General features: G+C 65.3%; 15 protein-coding genes. 4 read left to right on the top strand and 11 right to left on the bottom strand.

Annotated elements, in window-relative coordinates; genetic code table 11:
• Nucleotides 1-132 precede the first annotated feature (132 nt).
• Nucleotides 133-1,365, bottom strand: coding sequence for a phenylacetate--CoA ligase family protein (locus ACZ5IU_RS06490; RefSeq protein ID WP_464421381.1), 1,233 nt, complete (start codon nucleotides 1,363-1,365; stop codon nucleotides 133-135).
• Between the two features lie 320 nt (nucleotides 1,366-1,685).
• On the bottom strand, nucleotides 1,686-2,588 hold the full coding sequence (locus ACZ5IU_RS06485; RefSeq protein ID WP_464421380.1) for a DMT family transporter: 903 nt from the start codon (nucleotides 2,586-2,588) through the stop codon (nucleotides 1,686-1,688).
• 180 nt (nucleotides 2,589-2,768) lie between these two features.
• On the opposite strand from ACZ5IU_RS06485, the gene ACZ5IU_RS06480 reads away from it, so the two are divergent.
• The gene (locus ACZ5IU_RS06480) at nucleotides 2,769-4,010 is read left to right on the top strand and encodes a hypothetical protein (protein WP_464421379.1); all 1,242 of its coding nucleotides are present in this window, start codon (nucleotides 2,769-2,771) and stop codon (nucleotides 4,008-4,010) included.
• A 10-nt stretch (nucleotides 4,011-4,020) separates the two neighbouring features.
• On the opposite strand, the gene ACZ5IU_RS06475 is transcribed toward ACZ5IU_RS06480, so the two are convergent.
• From ACZ5IU_RS06475 to pdxR, 4 genes are all read right to left on the bottom strand, one after another.
• On the bottom strand, nucleotides 4,021-4,788 hold the full coding sequence (locus ACZ5IU_RS06475; RefSeq protein WP_464421378.1) for an MBL fold metallo-hydrolase: 768 nt from the start codon (nucleotides 4,786-4,788) through the stop codon (nucleotides 4,021-4,023).
• Between the two features lie 137 nt (nucleotides 4,789-4,925).
• Entirely contained in the window at nucleotides 4,926-6,503 is a 1,578-nt protein-coding gene (locus tag ACZ5IU_RS06470; protein ID WP_464421377.1) for an AbgT family transporter, read from the bottom strand.
• A gap of 108 nt (nucleotides 6,504-6,611) precedes the next feature.
• On the bottom strand, nucleotides 6,612-7,817 hold the full coding sequence (locus tag ACZ5IU_RS06465) for a M20 metallopeptidase family protein (RefSeq protein WP_464421376.1): 1,206 nt from the start codon (nucleotides 7,815-7,817) through the stop codon (nucleotides 6,612-6,614).
• A 200-nt stretch (nucleotides 7,818-8,017) separates the two neighbouring features.
• On the bottom strand, nucleotides 8,018-9,418 hold the full coding sequence (gene pdxR / locus ACZ5IU_RS06460; RefSeq protein WP_464421375.1) for a MocR-like pyridoxine biosynthesis transcription factor PdxR: 1,401 nt from the start codon (nucleotides 9,416-9,418) through the stop codon (nucleotides 8,018-8,020).
• Nucleotides 9,419-9,547: 129 nt separating this feature from the next.
• Here pdxR and ACZ5IU_RS06455 point away from each other — a divergent pair, with 129 nt between their 5' ends.
• Nucleotides 9,548-10,516 (top strand): DMT family transporter, encoded by a 969-nt coding sequence (locus ACZ5IU_RS06455; RefSeq protein ID WP_464421374.1) that lies wholly within the window; start codon nucleotides 9,548-9,550, stop codon nucleotides 10,514-10,516.
• Here ACZ5IU_RS06455 and ACZ5IU_RS06450 read toward each other — a convergent pair.
• From ACZ5IU_RS06450 to ACZ5IU_RS06430, 5 genes are all read right to left on the bottom strand, one after another.
• Complete coding sequence (locus ACZ5IU_RS06450) at nucleotides 10,498-11,784, bottom strand: MFS transporter (protein WP_464421373.1); 1,287 nt, start codon at nucleotides 11,782-11,784, stop codon at nucleotides 10,498-10,500. The genes ACZ5IU_RS06455 and ACZ5IU_RS06450 overlap by 19 nt on opposite strands.
• Nucleotides 11,785-11,951: 167 nt before the next feature.
• Nucleotides 11,952-13,061: a YkvI family membrane protein gene (locus tag ACZ5IU_RS06445; RefSeq protein ID WP_464421372.1), complete on the bottom strand. Its 1,110-nt coding sequence runs from the start codon at nucleotides 13,059-13,061 to the stop codon at nucleotides 11,952-11,954.
• A gap of 73 nt (nucleotides 13,062-13,134) precedes the next feature.
• Nucleotides 13,135-14,562, bottom strand: coding sequence for an FAD-binding oxidoreductase (locus ACZ5IU_RS06440; RefSeq protein WP_464421371.1), 1,428 nt, complete (start codon nucleotides 14,560-14,562; stop codon nucleotides 13,135-13,137).
• Nucleotides 14,559-15,578: an electron transfer flavoprotein subunit alpha/FixB family protein gene (locus tag ACZ5IU_RS06435; protein WP_464421370.1), complete on the bottom strand. Its 1,020-nt coding sequence runs from the start codon at nucleotides 15,576-15,578 to the stop codon at nucleotides 14,559-14,561. The genes ACZ5IU_RS06440 and ACZ5IU_RS06435 overlap by 4 nt, the downstream gene beginning before the upstream one ends.
• A complete protein-coding gene (locus tag ACZ5IU_RS06430; protein ID WP_464421369.1) occupies nucleotides 15,568-16,383 on the bottom strand; it encodes an electron transfer flavoprotein subunit beta/FixA family protein in 816 nt (271 codons plus the stop codon). Before ACZ5IU_RS06430 ends, ACZ5IU_RS06435 begins: the two co-directional genes overlap by 11 nt.
• A gap of 222 nt (nucleotides 16,384-16,605) precedes the next feature.
• Between ACZ5IU_RS06430 and ACZ5IU_RS06425 the strand changes: the two genes are divergently transcribed.
• Together ACZ5IU_RS06425 and ACZ5IU_RS06420 are read left to right on the top strand one after the other, a co-directional pair.
• On the top strand, nucleotides 16,606-17,277 hold the full coding sequence (locus ACZ5IU_RS06425) for a protease inhibitor I42 family protein (RefSeq protein ID WP_464421368.1): 672 nt from the start codon (nucleotides 16,606-16,608) through the stop codon (nucleotides 17,275-17,277).
• A gap of 152 nt (nucleotides 17,278-17,429) precedes the next feature.
• Nucleotides 17,430-19,613, top strand: a complete 2,184-nt coding sequence (locus ACZ5IU_RS06420) for a diguanylate cyclase (RefSeq protein WP_464421367.1) — start codon at nucleotides 17,430-17,432, stop codon at nucleotides 19,611-19,613.
• Nucleotides 19,614-19,658 lie beyond the last annotated feature (45 nt).

Genomic DNA, 19,658 nt, shown 5'->3' with positions numbered 1-19,658 from the left:
GTTCCATGTCAAGCTCCCGTTTCGTGCATTCTTTCTCGGACGCAGGCATGCATTGTCTCTCTTCCATCATAAAGCCCTCCCTTTTCTATAAACGGATTCTTCGGAAATTCCCGGCCGCCGCGGAAAACGGCGCTACGCGACCTTGACGACGCGAACGGCCTTGCCCGACGAGCGTTCGAGCGTTTCGGGCCGCAGGATGCGCACCCCCACGCGGATCGCGAGCGCCTCGTGGAGCTTCCGGGCCGCGTCCGCGCGCAGGGCTTCCGTCCCGTCGTCGTCCAGGAGCCGTTCGGACTCGCAGATCACCGACAGCTCCTTCATCCCCTCTCGCTCGGCCACTTCGAGGCAGTAGTTCAGCGAGAGTCCCCCGATCTTCGCGAGGGCCGCCTCGACCTGCGACGGGAAGACGTTGACGCCCCGGATGATGAGCATGTCGTCGTTGCGCCCCGTCACGCGCGCGAGGCGCTTGCCGGCGCGGCCGCACGCGCACGGCCCGTCCGTGAGGGACGCCAGGTCGCGCGTCCGGTAGCGGATCAGCGGGAAGGCCTCCTTCGCGAGCGTCGTGATCGCGAGTTCGCCCCACTCCCCGTCCGGGACGGGCGCGTCGTCCTCGCCCAGGATCTCCATGAAGAAACAACTTTCGTTGAAGTGCATCCCGGTCTTGTGCGGGCACTCCATCGCGACGCCCGGCCCCATGATCTCCGACAGGCCGTAGGAGTTGACGGCCGTCACGCCGAGGCGGCGCTCGATGACCTCGCCCATCTCCGGCGTCCACGCCTCGCCGCCGAGGATCGCCAGGCGCAGCCGCAGGCGGTCGCGAAGGCCGCGGCTCTCGACGATTTCGCTCAGGTGCAGCGCGTAGGACGGCGTGCTCGTGAACGCGGTCGTCCCCATGTCCTCCATGAGAAGGAGCTGGCGCTCCGTGAAGCCGCCCCCCGTCGGGACGACCGTCGCGCCGAGGCGCTCCGCGCCGTAGTGGAAGCCGAGCGCCCCCGTGAAGAGGCCGTAACCCAGGATGACCTGGAAGACGTCGTCCCTCGTGACGCCCGCCGTCGCGAGGCATTCGGCCATGCACTCCGACCAGACGTCGAGATCGCCCTTCGTGTAGGGGACGATCGTCGGCTTCCCGGTCGTTCCGGACGACGCGTGAATTCGAACGACGTCGTCGCGGGACGCGCAGCACATCCCGAGCGGGTAGCTGTCGCGGAGGTCCTGCTTCACGGTGAACGGGAGCCTCCGGAAGTCTTCGAGGGAGACGATGTCGCCCGGGTATATCCCCGCGGCCTCCATCTTGCCGCGATAGACGGCGTTGTTCCTCCATACCCGCGTGACGACGTTCTTCAATGCTTCGAGCTGCTTCTCCACGATCGTTCCCTCCCTTTTCTTCCGATTTTTTTCGAAATCCTGCGGCGAAAACGCATAAAAAAAGAGGGCCGGAATCCCTCTTTCGGGATCCCGGCCCTCGCAGGCGCACGACGTTTACGCGTCGGCCCCCGGACCAGGTCCCACGCTCGCGTAATAATAGGAGAACACCATCTGGGACAGTTGAGTGGTTCGGGCGACGCCGAATGTATCCATAATGCACGCACCTCTTTTACGAATTGGGGACATTCAACCACGAAACGACTGATTCGTCAAGGGACGATTCATCGCGGCGGCGCCCATCGACGTCCGCGAACGGAAGGTCATAAGACCTGCGCTTCCCTCCCCGACGACGGCGCGATGATGACGACGCCGCACAGGATGAGGGCCGCTCCCGCGAGGGATACGGGCGTCAGCCGCTCGCCGAGGAGGAGCGCCGAGAGGACGCACGCCGTCAGGGGTTCGCTCAGCGACACGACATAGGCGTCCCGGAGGTAGACCATCCGGAGCCCGGTCGCGTAGAGGAACATCGGCAGGGCTTCCGTCAGGACGCCGAGCGCCGAGGCGACCGCGAAGCCGCGAAGCGTGAAGATCCACGAGGGGCCGAACGCGATGATGACGGGAACGCCGACCGCAAGCGACGCGATGGTCGTGACGGCTGCGGTTTCCGTCGTGTTCAGACGCGCGGCGAGCCGCTTCATCCCGAGCCCTAGGAACGCGTAGCAGAACGCCGCGAGGAGCGCGAGCGCGGCGCCCGTCCAGTCGACCGACAGGCTTCCGGCCGCTCCGCCCCCGAGCAGGAGGACGCACCCCGTGATCGCGACGAGCGTCGAGACGGCCCATCGTCCCGACAGGGGTTCCCGCTCGAAGAGCGCCCCGAGGACGCCCGCGACGATCGGGGACGCTCCGATGGCGATCATCGACCCGATCGACACGCCCGTGAGCCTGATGGCCGTGAAGAAGGCGAACTGGTAGCCCATGACGCCTGTTACGGTGATGAGGAGCGGGACGAGGGGCGTCCGGCGAAAGGCGTCGAGGATTCGCGCGCCCGTGACGACCATGTAGCCCGCCAGGAAGAAGCCCGCGAAGACGACGCGCACGGCCCCGACCGTGAGCGGATGCGCTCCTTCCGGGGCGAAGGCCTGAATGATGCCGCTCAATCCCCAGCTCATGCTCGACATCATGACGAACAGCATTCCCCTGAGCCGCTCCGCGTTTCCGTTCACCGTCGATCGCCGTCCTTTTGTTCTCCGCCGGAAGGATTATAGGCAGCGGAAGCGGTTCTGTCACGAAGAAGCCATCGCGATCGCCTCTTTCGGACGCGCCGGGGACGGCTGGACAAACGGGGAAACGAGTGACATGATTCGGAAAGATCGAGTACATTCCGTTTCCCGGAGGCGATGCGAATGACCGGACCGGTTTCTCCAGAAAAGACAGTCGCTACGTTCATGCGGCGACTCCGCCCGTTCGACCTCTCAGACCTGCCGCTCGACGTCGTGATCCTTCTCATCGGCGGCCTGACGCTGGCCCTCGCGGGAGTGCTCCTCTTCCCGGTCTCGACGGGGGCGCTTCCGTATTACGAAGAGGGGCTGTACGGACTTCTGCTGTTCATCTTCGCGCTCCAGACCGTGACGCTCGGGAAGACGCCGTTCGGCGACGCGCGCCGGACGGCGCCGGTCGTGGGCGCAGGGCTGCTCCTCGCGTCCGCGGGGATCGTCACGTGCTTCGTCCCGGGCCTCCTCGGGCCGCTTCCGCGTGTGCTGCTCTTCTGCTGCTTCTCCGTCGGCGGAGCGCTGCTCCTCGCGCAGATGGTCCTCTCGGAAAGCCGGCTCCGCGCATGGATGGCCTACGGCGGAATCTTCCGGCGCCTCGCGGCGGCCTGCGGGGCCGTCTATACCCTGTCGATCCTGACGGGGCTTCTCGTCCGGACCCCGTCGCTTCTGACGACGCGAACGACGGCCCTCGTCGCGATCGCGTTCGGCGCGTCGGTTTTCTTCCTCGCGTCGATTCTCGCGTCGATCGCCCGAAAGTACCCCCAAGTCGCCGGCGACGACGCCCCGGGCGGCGTCCCGCTTCCGCCCGACCGCGCCCTGCTGCTGCTGACGGCCGTCTTCATGGTGCTTCTCGGAGTGCTCCTGATCCCCGTGAACTTCGGCATCCTGCCGTTTTCGGGAAGCGCGCAGCTCGGGCTTCTCGTCGTGATCTTCTCCGTCCAGATGCTCGCGTCCGGGAGTACGCCCGTCGGCGCCTATCCGCGGACGCGGCTTATGGTGGCGCTCGGGCTCATCCTGGCGGGCCCGGGCATCGTCTCGTGCATCGTCCCGGAGGTTCTCGCGCCGTTCCTGACAGTCCTCGTCGGCGTGCTCAACGTGGCGGGCGGGGCGCTCGCGCTCGGAAAGATCGTCCTCCCCGCGCTCACGGGTCCGAAGCGTCCGGGCGGGAGCCTGCCGCCGATCCTCTCGAGGCTCCGGACGACGCAGATCGCGATGAATCTCCTCTCGATCGCGTTCGGCGCGTCGATGCTCCTCCCCGGGATCGTCCCCGGGCCGGTCGTCGGCCCCGTCCTCGCCGCGAACGGCGGCGCCCTGCTCTATCTGCTCCACATCCTCGGCGACATCGACAGGATGACGGAGGACGCGACAGCCTAGGACGGCGGGATCACTCCATCTTCCGAATTCTCACTTCGATGCCGCTGCCCTTCAGAAGGGCTTCGAGCCTCCCCGTGTCGGTCTGTCCGTAGTGGTACGGATAGAGGATCTTCGGGCGGAAGGCGAGCGCGGCGTCCGCGACCATCTCGGGCGACATCGTGTACGGCAGGTTCATCGGCAGGAAGGCGACCGTGATTCCCGAAAGCGCCTTCATCTCCGGAGTGTTCTCGGTATCTCCGGCGATGTAGACGGTCGTGTCGCCGAAGGTCAGAACGTAGCCGTTTCCCTCGCCCTTCGGGTGGAAGGGCTGTCCGGTATCGCGCCTGTGGACGATGTTGTAGGCGGGCACGGCCCGGACGGGAATTCCGAGGACGCTCGCCGCGTCGCCGTTTTTCATGACCGTTCCCCATCCGAGGATTCCGGCGCATTTCGGCGTGAGGATCGTTTCCGTCGAGGGCGTCACGATGCGGTCGAGCGCCGCCCGGTCGAGGTGGTCCTGGTGTTCGTGCGTGATCAGGACCGCGTCCGCCTTCGGAAGCGTCGAATAGTCGGCGGCCTTGCCGTAGGGGTCCACGTGGATCACCTTTCCGCCGAAAGAAAGCATGAGCGTTCCGTGGCCGAGGAACGTGATCGTGAGCTCTCCCGCCGACGTGGCGAAGACATCCTCCTCGAAGGCCCGTCCCGCGGCCGGAGCGTTCGCGAACGCCGCGCCGGCCGCACACACACCCGCGACGGCGAGCGCGAGGGAGAATCCGAGAAACACGGCCATCTGATTCATCGACATCCCCTCCTTCATACGGATTCGTCAGTATGTCACCATGCTACCGCAATCGGAAATCCGGTGCAAACGAACAAAAAAGCCGTCTCCCGCCCATCGGGACAGGAGACGGCGCACATACGGACGGACGGACGGAGTTACATGCTCACTCCGGCACCCGGTCCGAGCGGAATGCCGACGAGGTACCACACGATAAGCATCAGCGTCATTCCGGCCATGAACGCCAGCGAGTAGGGCATCGAGAGCGAGATGACCGTTCCGATGCCGACGGGGGGATCGGACTCCTTCTTGTACTGTTCGAGAAGGCCGATGACGACCGGAACGTAGTACGACAGCGGCGAGATGATGTTCGTCGTCGAGTCGCCGATCCGGTAGGCGACCTGCGTCAAAGCCGGCGAGAAGCCGACGAGCGAGAACATCGGCACGAAGATCGGGGCGAGGATGAGCCACTTCGCCGAGCCGCTGATCATGAAGAGGTTGATGAACGAGCAGAGCAGGATGAAGAGCACGAGCAGCGGGATGCCGCCGAGGTTCAGCGCCTTGAGGCCTTCGGCGCCCTTGACCGAGAGGATCGTCGTGAGGTTCGAGACGTTGAAGAGATAGACGAAGCACGCTGCGGGAAGAGCCACGACGAGGAAGCTCACGGCGCCCGACATGCCCTTCTGCATGAGCTTCGGGATGTCCGACGCGGTTTTTATCGTTCCCGCGCCGACGCCGTACGTGGTGCCGACGACGAAGAAGATCGCAAAGAGAATGGCGACGATGCTCGAAAGCAGCGGCGACGAAGGAACGAGCGTTCCGTTGTCGGCTCGGAAGAACGCCCCCTGCGGGACCGTGAGGTAGAGCAGCAGACCGACCATCAGGACGAGCGCGACCGTCGCGCAGCGGAGTCCGCGTTTCTCTTCCGGCGTTACGGCGTGCTCCTTGAGGAAGGACTCGTCCTTCACGGAGACGTCGTCGCCGAGAACCCTGACCGTGAAGCGTTCCGTGACCCACGTCGTGAGAAACGTCAGCACGACGGTCGCGGCGATCATGAAGTACCAGTTGATCAGCGGGTGGGTCGCTCCGGCGACGTGCATGCCTTTCGCGGCCGATTCGGTGATCCCCGCGAGCAACGCGTCCGTTCCGGCGACGAAGAGGTTCGCCGTGAAGCCGCCCGACGCCGCCGCGTAGCCGACGATGATCCCGACCCAGGGGTTGCGTCCGAGGGCCTTGAAGACCGCGCCGCCGATGACCGGCGTGAAGATGATTCCCGCGTCGGAGGCGAGGTTCGCGTTGATGCCGACGAGCGCGAGTGTCGCCGTGACGAGGTAGGACGGCGCGCCGAGGATCGTCCGGCGCATGAGCGCGGAGATGAATCCCGTCTGCTCGACGAGGCCGATGCCGAGCGTCATCGTCATGATGAGGCCGAGCGGCGCGAAGCCGACGTACGTCTTGACGAAATCCGCCAGGAACGTCCGCATCGCCTTGAAGCTCATGAGATTCAGGACCGCGACGGTGACTTCCTTCGGGGCCTCGCCCGCCTTGCTGGACGCGGCGAGGTACTTGACCGAGACGCCCTTCTGGGACAGGTAATACGACAGCGCGATGACGATGGCCGAGAGGATGACGAAGAGCCAGAACGGGTGGGGAAGCTTGTTGCCGACGATCTCGATCCCGCGGATGAATCGTTCGAAGAGTCCCTTTTCCGCAGGACGGTCGGATGTATTCGCCATATTCTTTCCTCCTTCGGTTTTCACAGATTCTTCCGATAGATCTGTGCCGGGGTCGATCCGGGATACGATATCGATGCCACGCTTCGAAGATCCTCTCCCTCTCCGCGATCACCTCCCGGTCCGGTCGTCCGCGATCGAGATCGCCGAACGCACGAGCGCCTCAACGCCGTACGGGAAGCACGCTTCGTCGGGAGTGAATCCCGTGTTGTGGACGGGCGCGAACGTTGCCGGATCCACCCCTTCGGGGCGGCAGCCGAGCCACAGGAACGCCGATGGGACGACGCGCGCGAAGAACGAAAAGTCCTCTCCGCCCATCGCGGGGTGTTCGACGTCGAGGACTCGCGCGCCGGGTACTGAATGGAGCGCTTCCCGGACCGTCGCGGTCACGGTTGGATCGTTGAGAAGCGGCGGATATCCCTTCACGTAGCGGATCTCCGCCGTCGCGCCGAACGCCGTCGCGATTCCTCCGGCGACCTGGCGGATGCGTTCGGGCATCATGTCCTGAACCTTCGGAGAGAGCGTCCGGACGGTTCCTTCCATGACGACCTCGTCGGCGATCACGTTGTAGCGGTATCCGCCGCGGATCGTTCCGATCGAGAGCACCGCCGCGTCGAGCGGCGAGACGTTTCGCGACACGATCGTCTGGAACGCCGAAAGGATCTGGCCTGCGGCCGCGATCGCGTCGACGCCCCTGTCCGGTTCCGACCCGTGGGAGCTGCGCCCCCGGACCGTCACGAAGACGCGGTCCGACGCCCCCATCATCGCACCCGGGCGGATGCCGATCTCCCCCGTCGCGAGCGACGGCCAGACGTGGAGTCCGACCATGGCGTCGACGTGCGGGTCTTCGAGGGCCCCCGCCTCGATCATCGCCGGAGCGCCGCCCGTCGGGTTCGCCTCCTCGGCGGGCTGGAAGACGAACTTCACGGTTCCCGCGAAGTCGTCCTTCATCCGGGCGAGAACCATGGCCGCGCCGAGGAGCATCGCCGTGTGCGCGTCGTGGCCGCAGGCATGCATCACGCCTTCGCTTTCCGAGGAATACGCGAGATTCGTCTGTTCCGTCATCGGCAGCGCGTCCATGTCGGCGCGAAGCGCGCAGACGCGTCCCGGCCCCCCCGCGCCGCGGATCGCTCCGACGACGCCGTTTCCGCCGACGCCCTCTCGGAATTCGATCCCGAGCGACGACAGGGTGTCCATCACCCGCGACGCGGTCCGCTCCTCCTCGCCGCTCAATTCGGGATGTCTGTGGATGTCCCTGCGGATCTCGATGACCTTCGGCATCACGTCGTCGATCAGCCGCTTCAGCCGTGTATCCACGATGCACACACCTCCAGTGGGAATGATTGCCGCGGCGAACCGGCGATACTTCGCCGGAACGCCGTTTCGTACCATATCATATTCTCGCGGTACGAGACAATACATGAAGATGTCCCGTGAGAATTCCACTTCACTCCAAATATGAATCTTTCAGTAAAAATTGAATATGCTGGAATGCGATGGTTTTTAACATTCAACTGTCAGGCGATGACGCGCCGGAGTCTCGCGACGCCCTCCCGGATGCGGCCCGGATCGAGGTTGCCGTATCCCATGATGACGTATTCGAGGTACCGCCCGGGCCGGATCGCGTGCGCCTCGACCGGATAGACGCGAACGCCTTCCCGTTCGAGCGCGGCGAGAGTCGCTGCGTCGAAGGCGCACCCGGGGAAACGAACGACCGCGTGGAGTCCCGCGGATGCCGTCGCGACGCGGTGCGAACCTGGGAAACAGTCCTCGAGCGACGCGAGAAGTTCCGAACGGTTCTTTCGGTAGATGCGCTTCATGTCGGCGATATGCCGCTCGAGGACGCCGCTCTCGAGCAGCCTCGCGAGAACGGGCTGGTCGCACCCGGACGTATGGTTGTTGAGCGCGTACTTCGCGTCGCGGAACTCGCCGGCGAGTTCCGGCGGTACGACCGCGTACCCCGTGCGGAATGCGGGGGCGAGCGTCTTGCTGAACGAACCGATATAGACGGTCCGTTCCGGACACAGCTCCCGAAGCGAACTCACCGGCGACCCCTCGAAACGGAATTCGCTCTCGTAGTCGTCCTCGACGATGAGACACCCGGTTCTCTCCGCGTATCCGGCCAGGATGACGCGCCGCTGGATCGGGAGCGTCCCTCCGAACGGGAACTGGTGCGACGGAGTCACGAAGACGAACGCCGCGTCTTCCGGCGCCGCGGGCAGAAATTCCGTGAGAAGCCCCGATTCGTCCACTGGCACTGGGAGGAGACGCATCCCGGCCGTCTCGAGCGTCTGCCGGAAGTGAAGGTGGAGGGGATCCTCGACGATGGCCGACGCGCGCCTCTTCCCGAGGACGACCGCGCAGAGCGTCAGGGCTTCCGCGGCGCCGACCGTGACGACGATGTCCTCCGGACTGCATTCGATGTCCCTCGCGCGCCGCAGGTAGTCCGCGATGGCGCTCCGGAACGCCGGGTTCCCGGCGGGGTCTCCGTAGCCGAAGGTCTGCGCGGGTTCGTCGCGGAAGACAGACCGGAAGGCCGCCGACAACTCCCGGACCGGAAGCGCCGAAAGCTTCGGAACGCCCGTACGAAAATCGATCAGTCCCGGTGTTGTCCGCGGAACGGACGGCAACGAAGACATCGTCGTCACGTTCCGGCGCGACTGCGCCCGGAAACAGGCGCCCGCGGAGACGTACGTTCCCGACCCCGGGCGCGCCTCGAGGTAGCCTTCCGAGAGAAGCTGGTCGTACGCGTCGAGGACGACGTTGCGCGATACGCCGAGCTGTTCGGCGAGTCGGCGCGTCGAAGGAATCTTCGTCCCCCCGGCGAGGAGTCCTTCGGCGACGCGCCGCCGGAACTGCCGGTAGAGCTGCCGCGCGAGTCCCTCGCCTGCCGACCTGTCGAGCGTGATCTGGAACATCGCTCATCGCCCCTTTCATGCGTGTGGTGCCGTCGAAAAAAGCCAAAGCGGCCCTTATGGTATCGGCAATTATGTCATATCGTGGGAACCACGTTCGAGGGACGAAACGACACGAAGGAGGGACGATTCATGGATGGAAATGAAGCACGGCCTCGAGGCATCACGGACCTTCCGTGGCAACGGGCATTCCGTACGGAAGGGGAGAAAGCGCGGACGCGATGGCGTTTCGGCGCGGGAGATGCGAGCGCGGTTCTCGCCGGAATTCTCTGGGGGGTGAATTACCCCGTCACGAAATGGGTTCTGCAGTCGATCCCGGAGGGCCAGTTCCTCGTGCTCCGGTTCGGGGCGGCGGCCTGTGTCTTCGCGCTGCTCCTGACCCTTCGGGAACAGAAGACTCCCCGACCGAAAATGCGTTCGCTGCTCGTTCTCGGACTGCTCGGCGTCGGTGTATACAACATTCTCTTCACGATGGGAATCCATCGGACATCCGCGTCGACAGCCGCGCTCATCATCTCGACGTCGCCGCTCATCACGGGCGTCTGGTGCGCCCTGACCGGGAGGGAGCCGTTCGCGAAACGACGTTGCGTGGGGACGCTGACCGCCTTCGCGGGCGTGATTCTCGTCCTCGTGTCGTCACGAGGGGGATTCTCGTTCGCGCAGGGGTATCTCGCGGGAAACGCGCTCATCGCGTGCGGGGCGTTCCTCTTCGCGCTCTACGCGGTCCTCGCGCGTCCGCTCCTTGAAATCCACTCGCCGGTTTGCGTGACGAGCCTCGTCATGATCGTCGGCTCGGTCGTCCTGCTGCCGTTCGGCCTCTGGCTGACGCCGCCGTCCCTCTGGGTCCGCCCGTCGGCCGGCGCGCTTTTCGGCATGGGCTACATCGTGCTCTTCGGGACGGTCGCCGCGTTCACCCTGTGGTACCGCGGCGTCCGCGACATCGGCCCCGTCGGCACGGTCCTCTATCACTTCGTGACGCCGACCGTGAGCATGGTGGTCGCGCCGGTGCTTCTCGGCGACGCGACCGGAGGCGGCAAGATCGTCGGCGCGGCGTTCGTCCTCGCCGGGCTGCTGGTCGCCCGTCAGTCGCGTTCCCGGTAGCGAATGACCGGAAACACGCAGAGGACGATCGCGGCCGCGACGACGAAGAAACTCGCGGCGTAGCCGCCGGACGCATAGGTTCCGGCGATGGACGCGGGGAATCTGTTGATGATCGCGCCGGTTCCCCACTGCGCGACAACCGCCGAAAGCACCGTCGCCATATTCATCATCCCGAAAATGGCGCCTTTCTCGCCGGCCGGAGCGTGCTCGTTGACGCCGCCGACGATGTAGATCCCCATGACGCCGATCGTGATTCCCGAAAGCAGCGTGAGCGCGCCCGAGACCCATATCGGCAGACGCAGCGTCATCGACAGCACGAGGCAGACCCACATGAGCGCGTTCGCGGCCGCCGACCGGAGCAGCAGACCGCGGATCCGCGATGGTTGCGCCCCGATGAGGCTCGCGACCGTCGGACCGATCATCATGCCGATTCCGGTGAGCGAGGCGAGGAAGCGTGCCGTAGCGGCTGGGCAACCGTAGGCGGCCGCGAACCACGAGACCGACCAGAGCCCCTGGAACGAGAAGAGCGTCGACGACGACATGATCCAACACGGCAGGACTGCGCGCAGCGACCGGCTTTTCGCGATCGTCAGGGCCGCGCGGCCGAGTCCCGCGGCGAACTCGCGCAGATTCTTCCCTTCCGGCCGGTCGTGCGCCGCGCACCGCACGGGATCGTGCCGCGACTGGAGCAGCAGCGATACGGAAACGGCCAGAAAGACCGCCCCGAGTCCGGCGAACGAGAGGCGGACGCCGAACGCGTCGAGCGCGACGCCCAGGCAGACGACCGACGCCACGGCTCCGAAATCCGCGATCGTGAAGTTCACGGCGGAGTAGAGGCAGTAGCGCTCGGGGCGGAACGCGTACGCCTGGAAGACGAGCCCGGCCGAGTACATCGGAGCGAGCCCGAATCCCGAGAGGAAGCGCCAGGCTCCGAGCGTCATGGGCGTGGCCTCCCACGCGACGAGGAAGTTCGAGAGGGCGGCGAGGAGCATTCCGATCCCGGAGACGCGAAGCGGTCCGAACCGGTCGTGGAGGATGCCCGAAACGGGCTGCATGAAGGCGTACGAGTAGAAGTGCAGGCTCGACAGGAAGCCGATGAGCGACGCGGTCATCCCGAGGCGCTCCGCCTCGGCGGGCATGACGACGGCCGCCGAGGTTCGGAGGAAGATGCTCAGGAAATACGCGCCGGACAGAAGCAGGAAGAGTCCGTGCGCGCGGATGGACGAAAGCCGCGATGTCTCTTCCGGAATCATGCGGTTGGGTGTCATGATCAGACCTCATTTCGGATTGCATGCAATTTTTTCCGGAAAGCATAGCATATCCGCGCCGTCCCGGCAAAGAACGCACGAGTCCGCCGCAAGGCGGGAAACGAAAAGCGCCCGACCTCCGTGTCGGAGGCCGGGCGCTTTTGTGCTGCGTCGTTTCGGAACGAGACTCAGTTGGCCTTCCAGCTTTTCGAACGGAACAGCCCGACGAACAGGATCGGAATGACGAGAAGGAAGATCGCGATCGACCCGAGATAGCCGTACCCCTTCGCGATGAGCGGGAGCAGGCCGAACAGCGCGACGCCCCATGTGATGAGGACGTACGCGAGCGACGCGACGATGTTCGCCGCGCGGTCGCTGCTTCCCCTGTGCGTCCGGCACCACCAGCCGACGATCCGCCGCGCGCCGCCGTAGATCAGACTGACGCCCGTGGAGACCACGGCGAGGAAGATCAGGATCGATACGATGCCGGTTCCGAACGCACCGCCGCCGCCGTGTGCCGCGACGTAGAGCACCGGGACCTTCTCGGCGACGATCGTCGGATAGTGCGCGAGCACGCCGAGCGTCGCGAGCCAGAGAACCCCGGCGTTGACGAGGACGCCGTAGCCGAACGCCTTCTTCACGTCCTCGTGGCTCATGAGCGCGTCGGCGACCGCGATGTAGGCCCCCATGGCGCACGTCTGGAAGCCGATGTATTTCGCCGTTGCCCAGAACGCCTCTCCGAAGCCCTTCGGCGCCGGGGCGGAGGCGAGGACGCCGATCAGCTGCGGCAGGTTCACGACGAGGTTCGCGACGTAGATGATGAGCATCCCGATGATGATCAGGAGCGCCATGGCCGTCGCCGCACGCCGGACGACTTCCGCGCCGAAGATCGTGAGGAAGAAGATGCAGACCGCGACGATGACCGTGTTCATCACGTAGCCCGTCCCGAGGAGCTGCTGCATGACCGTGCCCCCCGTCGCGATGGCGACGGCCGACGCGATGAGGAGGATCATGAGGTACATGACCTCGAACGCATTCGAGAAGAAGATCGAATACGGATGGAAGAACCGGTCCATCCACTCCCGGTAGTCGTATGCCTTGTGAATGAATGAAAACTCCCAGGCGTAATACAGGACCCATCCGACGATCAGGATGGCCAGGACCGGCGTGAACGCCGCGTACCACCCGTAGCCGACGAAGAAGTCAACGAGCTGCCTGCCGCTCGCGAACCCTCCGCCGAAGTGAGTCGTGAACCAGACAAACGCCACCGCAAGTGGTCCCCATTCCTTCCTCACCATTTCCATACCCCCCCTTTGCTGTATGCTGCCGGATCGAGCGTCGCGTTCCGCGTTCGATGAAGCGCTGTCGTGTCTAGTAGTCTCCCAGGACCTTCCCAGGGTTCATGATGTTGTCGGGATCGAAGGACGCCTTGATGCCGCGCAGGATCGCGAGTTCCTCGTCGGACTTCGTCCCGAGGAAGATCGGCATCTTGACGAAGCCGACGCCGTGCTCGCCGCTTCCCACGCCGCCGAGTCTGACGGCGACCCTGACGAGTTCCTCGAAGTACTCCTCCGCGAATTCCGCCCACTCGTGCGGCTCCATGTCCTTAGGCTTGAAGATGATCGGGTGCAGGTTTCCGTCGGCGATGTGGCCGAGAAGCGCCATCTCGATGCCGCGCCGCTTCGCGGCCGCGTGGCTTTCGGCGACCATTTCGGGAACGGCCGACAGCGGAACGACGAGATCGCCCGAGAGCGACGCGTACGGGTCGTAGTTCCGCGCCCCTTCGGCGAGGTTCTGGCGCACGTTCCATATCGCCGCCGATTCCGTGCGGCTCTCCGCGACGAAGACCTCGAGCGCGCCGCCGTCCGTGAGGATCTTTCCGACGGTTTCGTAGGAGTCTTCGAGGCGTTCCTCCGTATCTCCCTCGATCTGGATGATGAGGTAGGCCGCCGCCCTGTCCTGACAGGGCAGGCTCGTGTTGAGGTAGCGGCAGGTGATCTCCGTCGAGAACCTGTCGAGGATCTCGCAGGAGATGATCGGGACGCCCGACCGGATGACCTTCGCGACGCAGTCGACGGCCTCGTCGAGCGTTCCGAACGCCGTGAGGAGATTGACGACCTTTCCGGGCTTCGGTTCGAGGTTGACGATGATCTTCGTGATGACCGCGAGGGTCCCCTCCGACCCGACCATGAGCTGGACGAGGTTGTAGCCCCACGTATCCTTCCGGATCTTTCCGCCGAGCGTGAGGATCGTTCCGGATGCCAGGACGACCTCGAGTCCCATGACGTGCCGCCGCGTGCTTCCGTAGCGGATGACCTTTCCGCCGCCGGCGTTCGTGGCCACGTTGCCGCCGATGAAACTCGTCTCGGTGCTCATCGGGTAGCCCGCGTAGAGGAAGCCCTTCTCGGCGACGGCCTTGCAGAGTTCGTTCGTGACGACGCCGGGCTCGACGACCGCGACTCGGTTGACGGGATCGATCTCGAGGATCCGGTTCATTTTTTCGAGCGACAGGACGATGCCGCCCCGGACCGGAACGGCCGAGCCTGCGAGGCCGCTTCCCGCGCCCCGCGGCGTGACGGGGATCCTGTACTTCGAAGCGATCTTCATGACCGCCGAAACCTGTTCGGTCGTATCGACTCGGACGACGACGTCGGGCATGTGGCCGAAGATCTGCCCCGCCTCGTCCCAGGAGTAGTTCTCCATCGTGTCCCTGTCGTCGGTGACGACGTTGCGGACGCCCGCGGCGCCCCTGAGTTCCGCGACGATCTCGGGAGTGACGACTCCGTATTCCCGGGTCATCGGGCCTGGCCCCCCTTCCTCCCGCAGTCCGGGCACATCTCGATGAGCTTCGGCACGATCTCCATCGCGTCCCCGACGATGCCGACGTCGGCGACCCGGAAAATCGGGGCGTCGGGGTCGGTGTTGATCGCGATGACCGTGTCGGAGGCGGACATCCCGGCGAGGTGCTGCACGGCGCCGGAGATCCCGCAGGCGATGTAGATCCGCGGCGTGACGGACTTTCCCGAAAGGCCGACCTGCGCCGAATAGGGCGCCCACGAGAGATCCACGGCCTGCCGCGACGCGCCGACGGAACCGCCGAGCCTGCGCGCCAGTTCCTCGAGCATCGCGAAGTTCTTCGGGTTCTTCATGCCCTTGCCGCCCGCGACGATGATCTCGGCGTCCTGGATCGGCAATCCGACGGCCTTCTCGCGCTCGAACGACAGTCTCTGATAGACGGAGGCGAGGTCCGCGGGCGAGCCGCGCTTCGCGATCACCTCTCCCTTCCTGCCGGCGTCGGGCGCGAGCGGCTTTTTCGAGCGCGGACGAACCGTGCACATCTGGGGTTTCGTGTTCGGGGTCCGGATGTCGGCCATGACGTTCCCGCCGATCGCCGGGCGCGTCTGGAGCAGCAGCTTCGTCTCGGGGTCGATGTCGAGCCCCGTGCAGTCGGCCGTGAGCCCCGTTTCCAGGTCGACGTAGAGCACGGGCATCACGGTCCGCCCCGTCGTGGTCGCCGACGCGATGAAGATCTCGGGCTTGTACTCCTTCGCGAGCGAGACGAGAACCGCGTTGTACGCGTCCGGCCGGTAGGTCGCGAGTTCGGGTTCGTCGACGACGTAGACGACGTCCGCGCCGTGGCGGACGAGGCCGTCCGTCTGGTTCGCTATTCCCGAGCCCAGGACGACGCTCGCGAGCCTGCTTCCGAGCTTGTCGGCGAGTTTCCTGCCCCACGCCAGAAGTTCCCACGACACGGGATGGATGACGCCGTCGCGCACCTCGGCAAGCGTCCAGACTTCTCCGCGTTCAGCGGACATCCGAAGCCACCTCCTCTATTGCGCCGCGTTCGCGCAGCAGGTCGAACACGGCCCGGACAGCGCCGTCGGGATCGTCGGCCATCGAGAAGATCTTCCCGTTCCGCGTGATCTGGGGGTACATCACGCGGACGACCTTCGTCGGAGAGCCGTTCAGCCCGAGCTTCGAGTCCGGGATTCCGAGGGACGCCGCGTCGAGCAGCGGGATCTCCGTCCTGCGCGCCCGCATCTTTCCGGAAAGCGTGCACAGACGCGGGGTGTTGATCTCCTTGACGACGCAGAGAAGCGCAGGGAGCGGAGCGGAGATCGTCTCGTGCCCTCCCTCGACGGCCCGTTCGAGGACGATGCGGCTTTCCTCGACCGACGCCACCTTCGAGACGTACGTGACGACGGATGCCCCGAGGTATCGCCCGACGGCCGGGCCGACCTGTCCGGTCTCCCCGTCGGTGGCGCGTTCCCCGGCGAGAATGACGTCGAACTCCCCGCACTTGCGGATTCCCTCCGCGAGCGTCAGCGCCGTCGCGAGGGTGTCCGATCCCGCGAACTTCCGGTCCGAAATGAGGCAGCCTCTGTCGCAGCCCATCGCGATCGCCGACGCCACCGCCCGCCGCGCCGTGGGCGGTCCCATGGAGATCACGGTGATCTCGCCCCCGAGCCGTTCCTTGAGGCGCACCGCCTCCTCCACCGCGTGAAGGTCCAGCGGATTGAGCTCCGCCTCGACCCCCTCGCGGATCATGGTTCCGGTCGTTTCGTCGATCCTGATGTTTTCCGTGGCCGGAACCTGCTTGACCAGTACAGCCATTCGCATTCGCAACACCTCCTGAATTGGGATATCGTAATCGTCATGCGAGCGGAAAATCAAGAGACATTCAAACGTGTATTGCAAAAAGTACACTTTTCAAGAAGACGCCGACTTTTCCGCATGTACGCGAAGATACGGACGAGTCGTGGAATTGGTCCATGTTATACTACGTTTCAGAGATCCGGTGTCTCTCCGGATCCCGATATCAGACGGAAAGGGTGATGGAAAATGCGACTGACGTCGTTGCGGGAGATTCCGCGGTATATCCTGTCGGTTTTACTGCTTGCGGCGATGGTGCTTCCGGCGTTCGGGGCACAGGCCTTCCCCGAATCGCAAAGACCGGTTCCGCGGCCCGAGACGGGGCAGTTCCCGGTCCTCGTGACCGACGACGACGGCCCGGCGAGCGGCGCGACCGTCCGGATCTGGGACGGCAGCGCGACGCTTCAGGGCGTCACGGACGAACGGGGCATCTGTTCGTTCCCGACCGTCAGGTCCGACGTCCCGCTGACGTTCCGAATCTCGCCCAGACAGGGAGAAGGAGTTCGCCTCGAAGACGTTCGGATCGCCCCGGACGTGCCGTCGAGCGTTTCGGTTCAGTTCGTGGAAAAGCGTGTCGGCGCCGACTTCACCGTGCGTCTCGGGTCGAATCCGTCTACTGGATATTCCTGGAAGATCACGGACCAGGGAAAGCAGCCGGAGATCGCCCGTCTCGAGGGAAATTTCTTCTCGGAGCCGCAGCGCCCCGGCGCGCGGCGAGTGGCCGGACGCGGGGGATCCGATGTCTGGGTCTTCTCGGCCGCGCAACGGGGATATACGGTCCTGACGTTCGAATACGCGCGAAGCTGGGAGAAGGGTGTCCTGCCGCTCCGGAGCCACTTCGTCGTCATCCGCGTCCGCTGAAAACCTCGGTCGCCTGACATGACAAGAGCCTTCGGAATTATCTTTCCGGAGGCTCTTGTTCTATATGGTGCATGAATGGTATCCTTCGATTGAATACCAAAAAAACCTCCGGCGCAACCCCGGATACTCCTCTGCGGCGGGGGCTTGTGGTGATGCGTATGGACAGGCAGGAATCGTCGAAAATCGTTGAACAGCTCTGGGAGTCCGATGTGGCTTTTTTCTGGAAGTACCGCATACCCGACCGGAAAATCCGGTTTTCCGGGCACGTCACGCAGCTGACCGGCCGGGACGCGGACAGCCTCGAAGGCGAACTCGACCGTTTTTTCGCCATCGTTCCCCCTGAGGATCAGACGAAAATACTCGGACGCATCGACTCGGTCGCGCGCGGGACGAAACGGCGCTACCGGTGCTGCCACCGCGTGCTTCTCCCCGGCGGCGGATGCCGCTGGATCGCCGTCTCCGGTCGCCCCGTTTCGTGGGATCAGGCGGGAAAACCCCTCGACATGGCCGGAATCGGGATGGACGTCACCGATCTCCGGAACGTGCGCTCGGCGCTGCGCGTCATGGAATCGGACATCGTGTCGCTCGTCCACTCCGTCGGCGACTGCGTCTTCGTCCTCGACCATTCGGGGCGCATCGTCGACACGAACGAGGCCGTGCATCATTTCGTCGGCGCGGATCGCCCGGCGCTTCGGGGGCGTCGCCTCGAAAGCATCGTGCGTCCCGAAGGCAGGACGGTCGTCGAACGCCTGCTGCGCGAATCCGCTGTCCGGGAGTGGCAGGAAGAGCTTCCGGTCGCCACCGGCCCCGACGCGACCCGCTACCTCGAGGTCCGGATGACGCGCGGACGTTGGGGAAACCGCTCCGTCTTCGTCGGCGTCGGACGCGACGTCACGCGTCGTCACGAAGCGGAGGACGGCCTGCGGTGGCGCCTCGGATTCGAAAAGCTCATCGCGACGCTCTCGTCGACGTTCATGTCCGCAGACGATATCGGCCGCGCGATCGACAGCGCCCTCGCCGACGTCGGCCGCTTCTACGACGCCCGGCGCGTCTGCTTCCACCTGTCCGGGGACGTCTGCGCGCTGCGGACCTTCTACGAATGGCTCGACGAGGGAACGCCCTCGGCCGGAGACGACCGGAAGAGCCTCGCCCCCCTGATCGAACGGGCGCTTCGCGACGGACTCCTCGTCCTTCCCGACGTCGCCTCCCTTTCCCCGTCGCCGGAGCGCACGCTCCTCCTCGGCCTCGGGATCGATTCGATCCTCTGCGTCGTCGTCTTCGCGGACAGGACTCCGGCGGGCGTCGTCTGCCTGAGTTCCCCGAAACGCGGAGTCTCCTGGTCGGAACAGGATCTGCCGATGCTCCGGATCTTCGCGGACATCCTCGGCAACGCGCTCGTGCGCGACCGGGAGCGGCGGCGTCTCCGGGAGGACGAGGAGCGGCTCTCGATGGCCGTCGTCGCGAGCGATTCGGTGCTCTTCGAGTGGGACGTCCGTTCCGACGAGGTACGCGTTCTCCGGGGCGAACGATTCGTGGATCGGAGAACGCCAGAGGACCGCACCTACACGATGACCGAATGGAGAGAGCGGATTCATCCGGACGATCGCGAGCGCGCGTGGGCGACCGTCCGGACGCACCTTTCGGCGAACGACGACCATTACGAGGCTGAGTTCCGTACGAATATCGCGCAGGACGCCCGTTCGGGCGGAGAAAAATGGGTCTGGTTTCATTCGCGCGGGCGCGTGATGGAGCGCGACGCGAACGGAGAGCCGGCGCGCGTCATGGGAATCCTTCTGGACATTTCGCGCCGGAAAGCGGCCGAGGAAGAACGCGCCGCGCTGCTCGATCGCCTCCGCGCGGCCGCCGAGACGGACGTCCTGACGGGACTCGGGAACCGCCAGACGTTCGAGCGCGACCTGCGGCGCGCGATCGTCGCCAACGAGGACGCGAAACGGCCTTTCTGTCTCGTCATGTTCGATCTCGACGATTTCAAGGTGATCAACGACACGAGGGGGCACGTCGCCGGGGACGGCGTTCTTTCATACCTCGCCGGCGCGATCCGCAAACACGTCCGCGAATGCGACGCCTTCTACCGGTGGGGCGGAGACGAGTTCGCCGTTCTCGTCGACGGAGAGCTCGCCGAAACGACGGCGCTCGCCCGCCGGACGCTCGACCTGATCCGCTCCCTGCCGCGCGAATGCGCGGGCGGCATCGGCGCGAGCTTCGGCGTCGCGTGCCACGAGCCTCCCGAGACAGCCGAAGAACTGCTTCGTCGCGTCGACCGAGCGATGTACGCCGCCAAGCGGGACGGAGGTTCCCGGATCGCGTTCGCCTGACCGCCCCATCCCTTTTCACCGCCTCCGCGAGAGGGTACACTTGAC

The organism is Lactivibrio alcoholicus (genome assembly GCF_055390895.1).
The sequence above is the reverse complement of the archived record's forward strand: the minus strand, read 5'-3'. Positions and strand labels throughout refer to the sequence as shown.

What these genes read in the sequence shown, in the direction of transcription:
- ACZ5IU_RS06480 (WP_464421379.1), top strand. Translation starts at nt 2,769, where the DNA reads ATGACCGGACCGGTTTCTCCAGAAAAGACAGTCGCTACGTTCATGCGG.
- ACZ5IU_RS06475 (WP_464421378.1), bottom strand. Translation starts at nt 4,788, where the DNA reads ATGAATCAGATGGCCGTGTTTCTCGGATTCTCCCTCGCGCTCGCCGTC.
- ACZ5IU_RS06470 (WP_464421377.1), bottom strand. Translation starts at nt 6,503, where the DNA reads ATGGCGAATACATCCGACCGTCCTGCGGAAAAGGGACTCTTCGAACGA.
- pdxR (WP_464421375.1), bottom strand. Translation starts at nt 9,418, where the DNA reads ATGTTCCAGATCACGCTCGACAGGTCGGCAGGCGAGGGACTCGCGCGG.
- ACZ5IU_RS06455 (WP_464421374.1), top strand. Translation starts at nt 9,548, where the DNA reads ATGGATGGAAATGAAGCACGGCCTCGAGGCATCACGGACCTTCCGTGG.
- ACZ5IU_RS06450 (WP_464421373.1), bottom strand. Translation starts at nt 11,784, where the DNA reads ATGACACCCAACCGCATGATTCCGGAAGAGACATCGCGGCTTTCGTCC.
- ACZ5IU_RS06445 (WP_464421372.1), bottom strand. Translation starts at nt 13,061, where the DNA reads ATGGTGAGGAAGGAATGGGGACCACTTGCGGTGGCGTTTGTCTGGTTC.
- ACZ5IU_RS06440 (WP_464421371.1), bottom strand. Translation starts at nt 14,562, where the DNA reads ATGACCCGGGAATACGGAGTCGTCACTCCCGAGATCGTCGCGGAACTC.
- ACZ5IU_RS06435 (WP_464421370.1), bottom strand. Translation starts at nt 15,578, where the DNA reads ATGTCCGCTGAACGCGGAGAAGTCTGGACGCTTGCCGAGGTGCGCGAC.
- ACZ5IU_RS06430 (WP_464421369.1), bottom strand. Translation starts at nt 16,383, where the DNA reads ATGCGAATGGCTGTACTGGTCAAGCAGGTTCCGGCCACGGAAAACATC.
- ACZ5IU_RS06425 (WP_464421368.1), top strand. Translation starts at nt 16,606, where the DNA reads ATGCGACTGACGTCGTTGCGGGAGATTCCGCGGTATATCCTGTCGGTT.
- ACZ5IU_RS06420 (WP_464421367.1), top strand. Translation starts at nt 17,430, where the DNA reads ATGCGTATGGACAGGCAGGAATCGTCGAAAATCGTTGAACAGCTCTGG.